Source organism: Burkholderia sp. Bp8991, assembly GCF_003853795.1.
GTDB lineage: Bacteria > Pseudomonadota > Gammaproteobacteria > Burkholderiales > Burkholderiaceae > Burkholderia.
Genome location: NZ_QTQJ01000041.1, coordinates 1 through 11,950, shown reverse-complemented (window position 1 = coordinate 11,950; position 11,950 = coordinate 1). Strand labels below are relative to the sequence as shown.

Genomic DNA, 11,950 nt, shown 5'->3' with positions numbered 1-11,950 from the left:
CGACGCGTTACGCGCAGCTATGCCGCACCACGTGCGTAACCGGCACGACCCGCGTGCGCGACGCGCCGTCGAACGTCTGGATCCGGTCGGCGAGCAGGTCGACGGCCGCGTGCGCGAGGCCTTGCGTGTCCTGGCGCAGCGTCGAGAGCCGGTAGGCGTCGTATGCGGCGGCGGGGATGTCGTCGAAGCCGATCACGCGCAGGTCGTCGGGCACGCGCAAGCCGAAGGCGTCGCGCGCGGCGTCGATCGTGCCGAGCGCGAGCAGGTCGGACGAGCAGAACACACCGTCCGGCCGCTCGCCCGTCGCGAACAGTTGCCGTGCGGCGTCGAGGCCGCATGCATGCGTGTCGGAGTCCGTATCGATCACGCGGACGAGCGCCGCATCGTACGCGTCGCCGCATTGCAGCGCCTGCTCGAACGCATCCGCGCGCGCGCGTGCGCTGTAGCTCGCGGTGCGCGGCCCGACGAACGCGAGCCGGCGCGCGCCGGCCTGCACGAGCCGTTGCGCCGCATGGACGGCGCCCGCCGCATTGTCGCTGACGACGACGTCCGCGCCCGGCAGGTTCGCTTCGCGGTTGATCATCACGACGGGAATCCGGTGGTCGAGATACTGCTGCGCGACCGACAGCGGCGGCGAAGCGGACGTCATCACCAGGCCCGCGATCCGGTAGCTGAGCAGCCGCTCCAGCGATTGCCGGACCTGATGCGGATCGTCCGCATTGGTCACGAGCGGCGTGAACGCACGCTGCCCGAGCGCGGCCATCAGGTCCGACAGCAGCCGCGCGCGGAACGGATTCTCGAACCCGGCCGTCACGACGCCGATCATGCTGCTGCGCTGCGTGATCATGTCGCGCGCGATCAGGTTGACCTGGTAGCCGAGCGCACGCGCGGCCGCCATCACGCGTTCGCGCGTCTCGGGCGCGATGCTCGCCGTCGGCGAGAACGCGCGCGACACCGCGGAACGCGACACGCCGGCCCGCACGGCGACATCCGACGCGGTCACCCACGTCTTTCTTTCCTTGTCAGTCATCGATTCATGATCCCTTCGCGACACGAAGCCTCCACGCCGCTGGCCGACTGGATGTCGGCGCTCGACGACGCGCGGCCGCTGCATACGCTGACCCTACCGGGCAGCCATGACACCTGTGCGTATACGGTCGACGATCCGCTCGTACGCACGCAGCGCGCGCCGCTCGATGCGCAGCTCGCGCATGGCGTGCGGCTGCTCGACATTCGCTGCCGGCACCGGGGCGATACGTTCGACATCCATCACGGCGGCATCGCGCTCGGCCTGTCGTTCGACGACGTGCTCGCGGACTGCACGCGCTTTCTCGATGCGCATCCGCGCGAATGCATCGTGATGTCGGTGAAGGACGAATGGCCCGCGCATGCGTGCACGCGCAGTTTCGACGCGACGTTCGATGCGCATTGCGCGCGGCATCCGCGGCTGCGCTGGCATGCGGGCCGCGCGCTGCCGGCGCTCGGCGATGTGCGCGGCGCGATGGTGCTGTTGCGGCGGTTCCGCAGCAGCCGGCCGCTGGGCATCGACCTGACCGCGTGGCCCGACAATGCGACGTTTACGGTCGATCATCCGGATGCGGCGTTCGTGATCCAGGATGAATACCGTGTGCCTGTCGCCGGGTCGATCCACTACAAGTGGCGTGTGATCGATGCGCTGCTGAGCCGCATGCCGTCGCCGGAGAGCGGGCGCTGGGCGATCAATTTCTGCAGCGGCACGGGGATGGGCGCGAATCCGTCGGTGGTCGCGCGCGGCGACGGCAGGGTAGTCGGGATTCAGGCGCGGCTCGCGGCGCGGTTGCGCGAAGCGCGCGGGCCGTGCGGTGCGATGCTGCTCGACTTCTGCGATGACGATGACTGGGCGTTGGTGCGGGCGCTGGTCGAGTGTAATGAGGATGGGCCCGTGGTGGGTGGCAGGCGCAGGCTAACGGGTTGTTAGCGCATTCGCATTGAAGACCGCGAACTCGCCGACAGTCAGGACCGAACCTTCCCAACCATAGATCGGAATGCGATGACGCTCGCAATAGTCAATGCATTCGAGCGCGGCGTCGAACGGAAACACGATCTCGCGACGAGAAATCGACAGTGCGGCAAGTGCCGCGGGAATTTTCTCGAGTTGCGGCATTGCAGGTCTGCGGAGAGCGGGATGGTGTGCGATCGACGGACTACCGCGTCGCGATCGCCACCGCCGCACCCGCCATCGCGGTCGCGCTCGTGCGGTTCGCGACCCGCTTCGCGCGTGCCGACGTCAGAAATGCCCGCGCACGCACCGCGAGCAGCGACCAGAAGCAGTCGGCGAGGATCAGGATCGCCAGCATCGTGCCGACCAGCTCGGCCCACGCGAGCACACCGACATGCGTCAGATCGACGATCGTCGGCAGCAGCGCGAGATAGAACAGCATGATCTTCGGGTTGCCGAGCGTGACCAGCATGCCCGCGACGAACATGCGCCACGGCGACTGGCCGCGCGGCAGGTCGCCGGCCTGCGTGTCGGTCGGTGCGGTCCACATCTTCCACGCGAGGAACAGCAGGTACGCGACGCCGAGCAGCTTCAGCACGAGCAGGCCCGTCTCGAACGTGCGCGCGAACGCCGACAGCCCGGCCACCGCCAGCGTGAGCCACAGCGCCTCGCCGATCCACATCGCGGCGAGGAACGGCAGCACGTCTCGCACGCCGTTCGTCAGCACGCGCGCGACGAGCGCGGCGACGCTCGGGCCGGGCGTGCCGGCGGTGACGAGCAGGGCGATGGCGAACACGGCGAGCGCGGACAGCGTCATGGCGAACCTCGTGGGCAAGGCGTTCGAAAGGTATGAAGTTTCGATTATAGTGACGGCCGTTCCCGCCTGCCTACCTCGTCGTGATGACAGTATCGATCCGGATTCGTCCCGCCACGCGGGAAGACGCGGCCGCGATGGCCGCCGTGGAAGTGGCCGCCGCCCAGCGCTTTCGCGACATCGGCATGCCCGACATCGCCGAAGGCGAGCCGACCGATGCGGCCGACGTGCTCGCACGCATCGACGACGGCCGCGCGTATGTGGCGACGGACGAAGCGGGGGCCTGCGCGGGTTTCGCGTTCTACCGGCTGCTCGATGCGCAGCGGCTTTATCTGGAGGAACTGGACGTCGCGCCGTCGCATGCGGGGCAGCGGATCGGCGCGCGCCTGATTGAACGGATCATGACACGCGCCGCGCAAGACGGCATCGCGCAGGTCGTGCTGTCGACGTTTCGCGACGCGCCGTGGAATGCGCCGTACTACGCGCGCCTGGGCTTCCACGTCATCGACGACGCATCGCTCGACGACACGCTGCATGCGGTCCGCGCGCATCACGTCGCGCGTGGGCTCGACGAGACGCAGCGCGTGTTCATGCGCGCGGACGTGCGCGCATGAACGTGCCGCCGGCCGTCATGCCGCGTCGCTGAGCGCCGGGTAGTCGGTGTAACCCGTTTCGCCTTCGGCGTAGAACGTCTCCGGCACCGGCTTGTTCAGCGGTGCGCCGAGTTCGAGTCGACGCGGCAGGTCCGGATTCGCGATGAACAGCTTGCCCCACGCGATCGCGTCGGCGTGGCCGCTCGCGAGCGTGTCCTGCGCCGATTCGAGCGTGAACTGCTCGTTCGCGATCAGCGGGCCGCCGAACGCCTCCTTCAGACGCGGGCTCAACTGGTCGCCCGAATACGATTCACGCGTGAAGATGAACGCGATCTTGCGGCGGCCGAGTTCGCGTGCGACGTAGCCGAACGTCGCGGCCGGATCGGAATCGCCCATCGTGTGCGCGTCGCCGCGCGGTGCGAGGTGCACGCCGACACGGCCCGCGCCCCACACGTCGATCGCCGCGTCGACCACTTCGAGCAGCAGGCGCGCGCGGTTCTCGATCGGGCCGCCGTACGCGTCGGTGCGCAGGTTGGTGCTGTCCTGCAGGAACTGATCGAGCAGGTAGCCGTTCGCGCCGTGGATCTCGACGCCGTCGAAGCCCGCCTTCTTCGCGTTTTCCGCGCCCCTGCGGTACGCGGCGACGATACCCGGAATTTCATCGATGTCGAGCGCGCGCGGCGTCACGTACGGACGCGGCGGCCGCACGAGGCTCACGTGACCGCCCGCGGCGATCGCGCTCGGCGCGACCGGCAGGTCGCCGTCCAGGAATACCGGATCGGAAATCCGGCCGACGTGCCAGAGCTGCAGCACGATGCGGCCGCCCGCCGCGTGCACGGCCTGCGTCACGCGCTTCCAGCCTTCCACCTGTTCGTCGGACCAGATGCCCGGCGTGTCCGCGTAGCCGACACCCTGCGGCGTGACCGAAGTCGCTTCGCTGATGATCAGGCCGGCCGATGCGCGCTCGGCGTAATAGCGGGCCATCAGGTCGTTGGGCACGCGCGCGCTGCCGGCGCGGGCACGGGTGAGCGGCGCCATCACGACGCGGTTCGGTAGAGTCAGGTCGCCGAGGGTAACGGGATCGAACAGGGTAGGCATGGAGGTAACCTCTTCACGAAAGGCGGGATGGCCGTCGCGTCGTGCGCGACGGGTGGCCCGCATGGCCTGGGTCAGAGTTCGCGACGCAGGGCGTCGAGAAATGCGTCGATGACGGCCTCGTTGCGCTGGAAGAACGCCCACTGGCCGATCCGCGTCGACGTCACGAGCCCCGCGCGCTGCAGCGTCGCGAGGTGCGCGGAAACCGTCGACTGCGACAGCCCGCAGCGCGCGTCGATCTGCCCGGCGCAGACGCCGTGGTCGTACGGCAGCGTCTGCTCCGGGAAATGCGCGCCCGGCGTTTTCAGCCAGACGAGGATTTCCCGGCGCACGGGGTTCGAGAGCGCTTTCAGGATCGCGTCGATGTCGAGTTCGGTCGGCATGGAAGGGCGTGGTGTTCTGGGCATACGGGTATCGTCGATGGACGAATCATATATCGTAAAATAACGATACGTGTGAAGGCACTGATGGAAGTGGGGTTGTTGGTCGGTCGGACTTCAGCGCGTCACCCGTTCCCGTACTGCGCGAACAGCCACCGCCGCATCGCATCGAGCGCTTCCGAGTGCGCACTGGCCTGCGGAAAGACGACGTAAAACCCGAGCGACATTGGAAACGAAAAATCGAACACGCGCCGCAGTCGGCCATCCGCGATATCGCGTTCGACCAGCGGCTCGCTGGTCAGCGCGATGCCCTGGCCGGCGACCGCGGCGTCGATTGCGAGCAGCGATTGGCTGAACCGCGGCCCTTTGGTCGGATCGGCCCGGCCTTTGCCGCCGAGCTTGTCGATGAACTCGGGCCACAGATCGTGCGCGTCGTGCAACAGCACGTGCTTTGCGAGGTCCGCGGGCGTCCGGATCGGCGAGCCGCTGTCGAGCAGTTTCGGGCTGGCGACGGCAAAGATGTCGAGCGGAAACAGCAACTCGGCGACCAGGCCGGCCGGGAACGGCGGCTTGCTCAGTCGAATCGCGATGTCGACGCCGTCGGCCCGGAACGACGCAAGCCTTTCGTCGGCGATCACGCGCACTTCGATGTCGGGATGCAGCCGGCCGAAGTCCGACAGGCGCGGAATCAGCCACTTCGACGCGAACGACGGCGTCGTGCTGACCGCCAGAACCGTCGGGCGCTGCCCGAGCGCGTCCGTGGCGTCGGAGATGATCTGCAGCGCACGCTGGACCGACGAAAAATACTCGAGCCCTTCGCGCGTCAGCGCCAGCCCCCTGGGCAGCCGCCGGAACAGCTGAACCTCCACGACGTCCTCCAGATGCCTGACCTGTTGCGCCACCGCGCCCTGGGTCACGCCGAGTTCGTCGGCGGCCAGCCGGAAATTGAGGTGTCGCGCGGCGGCCTCGAACGCGCGAAGCGCATTGAGCGGCGGGAACCGGCGGATACGCGATAGCGCCTTCATGCAGTAGAAATTCTACAGGGTGGGTGGAGAAATCATGGTTCGACAAGCCGATTATAGAGTCCTACAGTGCTGCCATGGACGATGATCGCGGCGCTGCGCCGACCCATTCAGGAGAACAGCATGACTGTAGAGAAAGTGGCTTTGGTGACGGCGGCGGGCAAGGGCATGGGCGCCGCGATCGCGCGGGATCTCGCGGGCAACGGTTATCGCGTCGCGCTGATGTCGCCGTCCGGCAGCGCGGTCGAACTGGCGAAGGAACTCGGCGGGTTCGGCGTGGCGGGGTCGGTCACCGAAGACGCCGACATCGCGCGCTTCGTGAATGACACGCTCGCGAAGTACGGCCGTATCGATGCGGTCGTCAACAATACCGGGCATCCGCCGAAGGGCGACCTGCTCTCGATCGACGACGACAAATGGCACGAAGGGCTCGACCTGATCGTGCTCAACGTCGCGCGCGTGCTGCGCCGCGTGACGCCGGTCTTCCTGAAGCAGGGCGGCGGCGCGGTGGTCAACATCTCGAGCTTCGCGGCCGACGCGCCCGAGCAGGCGATGCCGGTGTCGTCCGCGCTGCGCGCGGCGCTCAGTGCCTTCACGCGCCTGTACGCCGACCGGTACGCGAAGGACAACATCCGCATCAATTCGGTGCTGCCCGGCTTCATCGACAGCTGGCCGGAGACGCCCGAGATCGTGGCCCGCATTCCGGCCGGCCGTTTCGGCAAGACACAGGAGATCGCGCAGACCGTGGCGTTCCTGCTTTCGGAAGGCGCCGGCTACATTACCGGGCAGAACATTCGCGTCGACGGCGGCATCGTCCGCGCGCTTTAAGCCGCTGCCGGGCAGGGCGGTGCGCGCGCGGACGTTGCGCCGGCTGCCTCAGTTGTGCCGTTCGCCGATCCGGTTCTCTTCCGGGCTCCAGACGCTGAGCCCTTCCGTCGGGTCCATCGGCTGATCCCACGGTCTCGCGGCGATCGCCTGCATCGTCGCGTCGAACCCGGCCTGCCGGCGCGCCGCGATGCCGTCCGGCGTGAAATCGATGTCCTTCCACTGATCGTCGCCGTCGAGCCGCGGCGCCGCGAGCTTGATCACGTGCATCGTCGTCTGGCAGCCCCACGCGGCGAGCGCCTGCACGTCGGCCGACGTACGCTCCGCCTCCGGCAGCCGCATCACCAGTTCCTTGATCACGTGGCGCAGCCGGTGAATCTGCTGTTGCCGCGCGATGTTGCCGTCCGTTCGGCTCGCGTACTGGATGTCCTTCTGCCGCTCCGACACCTGCCAGATGCTTTGCGGCTCGGGCCCGACCGGATTCCACATCTGCACCGAGAAGATGATCGAGCTGCGGCGCGGCGCATCGTCGAGCACGACCTCGACCGGCGTATTCGAATAGATGCCGCCGTCCCAGTAGGGCGCGCCGTCGATCCGCACGGCCGGAAACGCGGGCGGCAGCGCGCCCGAGCCCATCACGTGGTCGAGGTCGAGCGGCCGGTCCCGCGAATCGAAATAGCGCATCGTGCCGGTGCACGCGTTGACCGCGCCGACGGTCAGTCGCGGCCGGCACGCATTCAGCAGGTCGAGGTCGATCAGCGACGCGAGCGTGTCGCGCAGCGGCTCGACCACGTAGTACGACGCGTGCTCGACGCCGACCCGCGCGAGCGGCCCGAGCCACGCGGCGGGATTCGGCCGGAAGAATCCCGTGAGGCCCGCGCCGATCACCGCGAGTTCCGAGCCGATCTTGTCCCAGGTCGTCGGGAAGCCCGGCACGGTCACGGCGGGCCGTTCGGTGACGTGGCGCCAGAATTCGGCCATTCGCTGCGCGCGGTGCGCGGGCGCGTTGCCGGCGATCAGCGCCGCGTTGATCGCGCCGATCGACGTGCCGATCACCCAGTCGGGCTGGATGCCCGCCGCGTCCATCGCCTCGAATACGCCGAGCTGGTATGCGCCCAGTGCGCCGCCGCCCTGGAGCACGAGCACGACCTGTCCGGGTAGCTTCGGGTGTGCGGGTTGACTTGCCGTCATCGCTTGCCTCGTGGTCGGTGACGGCCGGCGGGGGCCGGCCGGTTGGAACCAGTGTAGGCGATCGGCGGGCGTCGCTCCGCGGTGCCGGACCTTCGCGCGCGTGGCGCGCCGCGTCATTCCACGGTGATGGTCTCCTTCATGTACGGATGAATCCCGCAGAACACCTTGTAGACCCCCGGCTTGTCGAAGCGGAACGAGTAGGTCTCGTCCTGGTCGAGCGCATTCGAATGGAAGATGCCCGCGTCGTTGACGACGGTATGCGGTTCCGCGTCGAGGTTCTTCCACGTGACCGTCGTGCCGGCCTTGATCGTGGTCGACATCGGCGAAAACATGAAGTTGTGGATCGTCACGAGCGGGCCGGCCGGGGGTTGCGCGAATGCGGCGAGCGGCGTGCCGGCGGCGGCCGCGCACAGGGTCAGCGCCGCCAGCAGCGTCGAGGGCTTGAGGATGGTCATGTCGGTCTCCTTGCGTAGCGGAATCGGGCGAGGGATCAGGCCAGCGTCGTGTCGCGCAGCGACGCCGCCACGGGATGGCCGGCGAAGTCGACGGTCGTCACGCCGAGCATCGCGGGCAGCCGGTCGCGCGGCACGGTGAGCGGCACCGGGCCGGGGCCGTTGCCGGCGGTCGGCTGCGGGAACGCGGTGGAGCGCGCGGTGTGGAAAGTCACGTTGCCTTCGACCTTCGACACGATCTGGTGAATGTGCCCGTTCAGCACGGTGACCGAGCCGAAGCGGCGCAGCAGCGCCATCGTCTGCGGTGCGTCGCCGGTGCCCCAGCCCCACGGCTCGTAGATGGTCCACATCGGCATGTGCGAGAACACGACGATCGGCGTGCTCGACGATTGCCCCTTCAGATCCTGCGCGAGCCACGCGAGCTGCTCGTCGCCGAAGCTGCCGAGCCCGTTCGGCTTGAAGTGCATCACGTTGACGAGCGCGACGAAGTGCACGCCCGCGTGATCGAAGCTGTAGTAGCCGCGGTTGTCCGACGCCTTGCCGAAGCGGCTGAAATATTCGGCACCCGAGCCGTCGGTCACGTCGTGTTCGCCGGGCACCGTATGCAGCTCCGGCACGCGCAGCGCGGACAGCAGCTGCGACGCCTGGTCGAACTCCGCTGCCTTGGACAGGTGCGTGATGTCGCCGGTATGGATCGCGAGCGCGGGCGTGGCAGGCATCGCGTTGACGAGCTCGATGGTCTGCCGCAGCGTGGCCGCGACGTCGGGATTCGCGTCCTTGTTGAAGCCGATGTGCGTGTCGCTGATCTGCACGAACAGCGGCCGGCCCTTGTCCGCGGGGAGTGCGGCGCCGCTTTGCGCGAGCGCGAGGTCGAACGGCGTCAGGATGCCGCCCGACAGTGTAAACAGCGTGCCGAGGCCGCCGAACGCCATGCATTGCAGGGCCTTGCGACGCGACGGGCGGGTGGGATTCGATGAAGACATGTGAGCCTCGCATTCGTGTGACGGAACCGGACGGCCGGATCGTCCTGGAATAAGCCGGCGCCTTCGTATGCCATACCGCTGCGGCGGCGGATTTATTCCCGCGCGTTGCGAGGTTGCTCGCGGCTTGCGGCGCAATGACCGACCACCGGCGGATGACCTGTCAATGTCCTGTAAGTGACACGTCACGTTTGCGTCATGTCCGCCCGATAGCCTGCGACACCGAATCACTTCTCCGGAGCCCCTCATGCCGAATCTCGCGGCAACGGAAACCAGCGGTGCGGGCGGTCATCGCACGCGCACCATCGGCTTCGCGCCGTTCGTGCCGATCGTTGCCTGCGGCATCGTCTACGTCGGCGTTCACCTGAGCGTGGATCCCGGTCCGGTCAAGGAAGGTTCGGTCCTGCCGATCATGCTGCCCGCCGTCGCGCGGGTGCTGGTCTTGCCCGCGTCGATCGCGCGTTCGGCGGTCCTGTGCCGGGCCCGCCACAAGCCGTTCTGAGCCGCGCCGGCTAACGGCGCATCCGGCCGCGCGTCACGCGGCCGATCCCATCGATTTTCAATTCGACCAAGACGCTACCGATGGATATCAGTTTCTTCGATCCGAATCGCACCGCCAACGCGTCCGCGTGGCGCGTGCTCCCCAACCGCTGGGATGCGGTCGCGTTTCCGCTGATCATCGGCATACTCGCAATGGCGATCGTTGGCTTTCATCAGACGATGGCGCCGATCGCCGTGCTGCAGACGCAGAAGATCTCGCTCGATCCGTCGAACCTGCCCGAATACGCGTTGCGCACCACGCTGCGGATGCTCGCCGCGATGGTCGCGTCGCTCGCGTTCACGCTGGTGTACGGCACGCTCGCCGCGAAAAGCCGCCGTGCCGGCATGGTGCTGATCCCGATCCTCGACATCCTGCAGTCGGTGCCGGTGCTCGGCTATATCTCGTTTACGGTCACGTTCTTCCTCGCACTGTTCCCGGGCCGCGTGCTCGGCGCCGAGCTCGCGGCGATCTTCGCGATCTTCACGAGCCAGGCGTGGAACATGACGTTCAGCTTCTACCAGTCGCTGCGCACGGTGCCGCGCGACCTGAGCGAAGTGTCGCGCGGCTTCCACCTGACGCCGTGGCAGCGCTTCTGGAAGCTCGAGGTGCCGTTCTCGATGCCGGGGCTGATCTGGAACATGATGATGTCGATGTCGGGCGGCTGGTTCTTCGTCGTCGCGTCGGAGGCGATCACCGTCGGCAACCAGACGATCACGCTGCCGGGCATCGGCGCGTATCTCGCGCAGGCGATCGCCGACCAGAACCTCGGTGCGGTGGGCTGGGTGATCGTCGCAATGTCGGTCGTGATCCTCGCGTACGACCAGTTCCTGTTCCGCCCGCTCGTCGCGTGGGCCGACAAGTTCCGGATGGAAAACACCGCGTCGGGCGATGCGCCGCAGTCCTGGCTGCTCGACATGCTGCGCCGCACGCACCTGATCCACCAGCTGCTCGTGCCGGCCGGCTGGCTGCTGTCGCAGGCCGCGCGGATTCCGTTGCGCGTGCCGGCGCTCACGGGCAAGCGCTCGCGCGGCACGTCGGCGCGCGGTTCGTCGCGCGTCGGCGACGTCGTGTGGGGCGCGTTCGTGATCCTGCTGACGGTGTACGTCGGGTGGCGCGTCGTCAGCTTCGTGGCGACCGGCGTGACGATGGGCGAGGTCGGCCACGTGGTGGTGCTCGGGCTGATCACGTTGCTGCGCGTGCTGGTGCTGATCGCGATCGCGTCGGTGATCTGGGTGCCGCTCGGCGTGCTGATCGGGCTGCGCCCCGCGCTGGCCGAGAAGATCCAGCCGCTCGCGCAGTTCCTCGCCGCGTTCCCGGCGAACCTGCTGTTCCCGGTGTTCGTGATCGTGATCGTCCATTTCCATCTGAACGCGGACATCTGGCTGTCGCCGCTGATCGTGCTCGGCACGCAGTGGTACATCCTGTTCAACGTGATCGCCGGCGCGATGTCCTATCCGAACGACTACAAGGAAGCGACGAAGAACTTCCGCATTCGCGGCTGGCAGTGGTGGCGCCAGGCGATGCTGCCCGGCATTTTCCCGTACTACGTGACCGGTGCGATCACCGCATCGGGCGGCGCGTGGAACGCGAGCATCGTGTCCGAGTTCGTGCAGTGGGGCGACACCAGGGTCGTCGCGCATGGCCTCGGCTCGTACATCGCACAGATGACTGCCGTCGGCGATTTTCCGAAGATCATCCTGGGCATCGCCGTGATGTCCCTGTTCGTTACCCTGTTCAACCGTCTGCTGTGGCGTCCGATGTACGCCTATGCGGAATCCCGGCTCCGTCTCGATTGAGAGTAAGCGCGATGCAAAACCAGACCGTAATCAACGCCCCTGTCCAGACGTCCCAGCCGCTTCAGCCGCCGCGCCTCGGCGAGGAAATCCTGCGCGTCGAGCACGTGAATCGCGGGTTCAACAAGTCGCAGGGCGAGTTGCTCGTGCTCGACGACGCGAACCTGTCGCTGCGCGAAGGCGAGATCGTCGGGCTGCTCGGCCGTTCTGGCTCGGGCAAGTCCACGCTGCTGCGGATCATCGCCGGGCTGATCGAGCCGACCGGCGGTGACGTGACCTATCTCGG

15 protein-coding genes are annotated in these 11,950 nt (G+C 67.7%); 6 read left to right on the top strand and 9 right to left on the bottom strand.

The window, feature by feature from the left end; all coding sequences use genetic code 11:
* Positions 1–7: 7 nt before the first annotated feature.
* A complete protein-coding gene (locus tag DIE02_RS31365) occupies positions 8–1,030 on the bottom strand; it encodes a LacI family DNA-binding transcriptional regulator (protein ID WP_124489041.1) in 1,023 nt (340 codons plus the stop codon).
* A 6-nt stretch (positions 1,031–1,036) separates the two neighbouring features.
* On the opposite strand from DIE02_RS31365, the gene DIE02_RS31360 reads away from it, so the two are divergent.
* Positions 1,037–1,957 carry a phosphatidylinositol-specific phospholipase C gene (locus DIE02_RS31360; RefSeq protein WP_185702673.1) on the top strand — a complete coding sequence of 307 codons (921 nt, stop codon included), beginning with the start codon at positions 1,037–1,039 and terminating at the stop codon, positions 1,955–1,957.
* On the opposite strand, the gene DIE02_RS31355 is transcribed toward DIE02_RS31360, so the two are convergent.
* Both DIE02_RS31355 and DIE02_RS31350 read right to left on the bottom strand, forming a co-directional pair.
* Positions 1,943–2,143 carry a hypothetical protein gene (locus tag DIE02_RS31355; protein ID WP_124489040.1) on the bottom strand — a complete coding sequence of 67 codons (201 nt, stop codon included), beginning with the start codon at positions 2,141–2,143 and terminating at the stop codon, positions 1,943–1,945. The two genes, DIE02_RS31360 and DIE02_RS31355, sit on opposite strands and share 15 nt — an antisense overlap.
* Before the next feature lie 40 nt (positions 2,144–2,183).
* Positions 2,184–2,795 (bottom strand): LysE family translocator, encoded by a 612-nt coding sequence (locus DIE02_RS31350; protein ID WP_124489039.1) that lies wholly within the window; start codon positions 2,793–2,795, stop codon positions 2,184–2,186.
* Between the two features lie 83 nt (positions 2,796–2,878).
* Between DIE02_RS31350 and DIE02_RS31345 the strand changes: the two genes are divergently transcribed.
* Complete coding sequence (locus DIE02_RS31345; RefSeq protein ID WP_124489038.1) at positions 2,879–3,406, top strand: GNAT family N-acetyltransferase; 528 nt, start codon at positions 2,879–2,881, stop codon at positions 3,404–3,406.
* Positions 3,407–3,421: 15 nt separating this feature from the next.
* On the opposite strand, the gene DIE02_RS31340 is transcribed toward DIE02_RS31345, so the two are convergent.
* From DIE02_RS31340 to gcvA, 3 genes are all read right to left on the bottom strand, one after another.
* On the bottom strand, positions 3,422–4,483 hold the full coding sequence (locus DIE02_RS31340) for an alkene reductase (protein WP_044846682.1): 1,062 nt from the start codon (positions 4,481–4,483) through the stop codon (positions 3,422–3,424).
* Between the two features lie 71 nt (positions 4,484–4,554).
* Entirely contained in the window at positions 4,555–4,863 is a 309-nt protein-coding gene (locus DIE02_RS31335; RefSeq protein ID WP_044846683.1) for a helix-turn-helix transcriptional regulator, read from the bottom strand.
* Positions 4,864–4,985: 122 nt separating this feature from the next.
* Positions 4,986–5,885: a transcriptional regulator GcvA gene (gene gcvA, locus DIE02_RS31330; protein ID WP_124489037.1), complete on the bottom strand. Its 900-nt coding sequence runs from the start codon at positions 5,883–5,885 to the stop codon at positions 4,986–4,988.
* Between the two features lie 120 nt (positions 5,886–6,005).
* On the opposite strand from gcvA, the gene DIE02_RS31325 reads away from it, so the two are divergent.
* A complete protein-coding gene (locus tag DIE02_RS31325; RefSeq protein ID WP_124489036.1) occupies positions 6,006–6,710 on the top strand; it encodes an SDR family oxidoreductase in 705 nt (234 codons plus the stop codon).
* 48 nt (positions 6,711–6,758) lie between these two features.
* Here the strand turns inward: DIE02_RS31325 and DIE02_RS31320 are convergent, their stop codons facing one another.
* The 3 genes from DIE02_RS31320 to DIE02_RS31310 all read right to left on the bottom strand — a co-directional run bounded on the left by DIE02_RS31320 (position 6,759) and on the right by DIE02_RS31310 (position 9,333).
* Positions 6,759–7,898, bottom strand: coding sequence for a patatin-like phospholipase family protein (locus DIE02_RS31320; protein ID WP_124489035.1), 1,140 nt, complete (start codon positions 7,896–7,898; stop codon positions 6,759–6,761).
* A 113-nt stretch (positions 7,899–8,011) separates the two neighbouring features.
* Positions 8,012–8,353 (bottom strand): cupredoxin domain-containing protein, encoded by a 342-nt coding sequence (locus DIE02_RS31315; protein WP_124489034.1) that lies wholly within the window; start codon positions 8,351–8,353, stop codon positions 8,012–8,014.
* A gap of 35 nt (positions 8,354–8,388) precedes the next feature.
* Positions 8,389–9,333, bottom strand: a complete 945-nt coding sequence (locus DIE02_RS31310) for a metallophosphoesterase (RefSeq protein ID WP_044846687.1) — start codon at positions 9,331–9,333, stop codon at positions 8,389–8,391.
* Positions 9,334–9,577: 244 nt separating this feature from the next.
* On the opposite strand from DIE02_RS31310, the gene DIE02_RS36225 reads away from it, so the two are divergent.
* The 3 genes from DIE02_RS36225 to DIE02_RS31295 all read left to right on the top strand — a co-directional run.
* A complete protein-coding gene (locus DIE02_RS36225) occupies positions 9,578–9,832 on the top strand; it encodes a phosphate transporter (RefSeq protein ID WP_260426322.1) in 255 nt (84 codons plus the stop codon).
* A gap of 80 nt (positions 9,833–9,912) precedes the next feature.
* The gene (locus DIE02_RS31300; RefSeq protein WP_124489033.1) at positions 9,913–11,667 is read left to right on the top strand and encodes an ABC transporter permease subunit; all 1,755 of its coding nucleotides are present in this window, start codon (positions 9,913–9,915) and stop codon (positions 11,665–11,667) included.
* Positions 11,668–11,678: 11 nt separating this feature from the next.
* Positions 11,679–11,950: ATP-binding cassette domain-containing protein (locus tag DIE02_RS31295; RefSeq protein ID WP_124489032.1), on the top strand; the 272-nt coding region annotated here is incomplete at its 3' end.

Coding starts and splice junctions, on each gene's coding strand:
- DIE02_RS31315 (WP_124489034.1), bottom strand. CDS start 8,353: ATGACCATCCTCAAGCCCTCGACGCTGCTGGCGGCGCTGACCCTGTGC.
- gcvA (WP_124489037.1), bottom strand. CDS start 5,885: ATGAAGGCGCTATCGCGTATCCGCCGGTTCCCGCCGCTCAATGCGCTT.
- DIE02_RS31325 (WP_124489036.1), top strand. CDS start 6,006: ATGACTGTAGAGAAAGTGGCTTTGGTGACGGCGGCGGGCAAGGGCATG.
- DIE02_RS31335 (WP_044846683.1), bottom strand. CDS start 4,863: ATGCCGACCGAACTCGACATCGACGCGATCCTGAAAGCGCTCTCGAAC.
- DIE02_RS31345 (WP_124489038.1), top strand. CDS start 2,879: ATGACAGTATCGATCCGGATTCGTCCCGCCACGCGGGAAGACGCGGCC.
- DIE02_RS31310 (WP_044846687.1), bottom strand. CDS start 9,333: ATGTCTTCATCGAATCCCACCCGCCCGTCGCGTCGCAAGGCCCTGCAA.
- DIE02_RS31355 (WP_124489040.1), bottom strand. CDS start 2,143: ATGCCGCAACTCGAGAAAATTCCCGCGGCACTTGCCGCACTGTCGATT.
- DIE02_RS31300 (WP_124489033.1), top strand. CDS start 9,913: ATGGATATCAGTTTCTTCGATCCGAATCGCACCGCCAACGCGTCCGCG.
- DIE02_RS31350 (WP_124489039.1), bottom strand. CDS start 2,795: ATGACGCTGTCCGCGCTCGCCGTGTTCGCCATCGCCCTGCTCGTCACC.
- DIE02_RS31365 (WP_124489041.1), bottom strand. CDS start 1,030: ATGACTGACAAGGAAAGAAAGACGTGGGTGACCGCGTCGGATGTCGCC.
- DIE02_RS31360 (WP_185702673.1), top strand. CDS start 1,037: ATGATCCCTTCGCGACACGAAGCCTCCACGCCGCTGGCCGACTGGATG.
- DIE02_RS36225 (WP_260426322.1), top strand. CDS start 9,578: ATGCCGAATCTCGCGGCAACGGAAACCAGCGGTGCGGGCGGTCATCGC.
- DIE02_RS31340 (WP_044846682.1), bottom strand. CDS start 4,483: ATGCCTACCCTGTTCGATCCCGTTACCCTCGGCGACCTGACTCTACCG.
- DIE02_RS31320 (WP_124489035.1), bottom strand. CDS start 7,898: ATGACGGCAAGTCAACCCGCACACCCGAAGCTACCCGGACAGGTCGTG.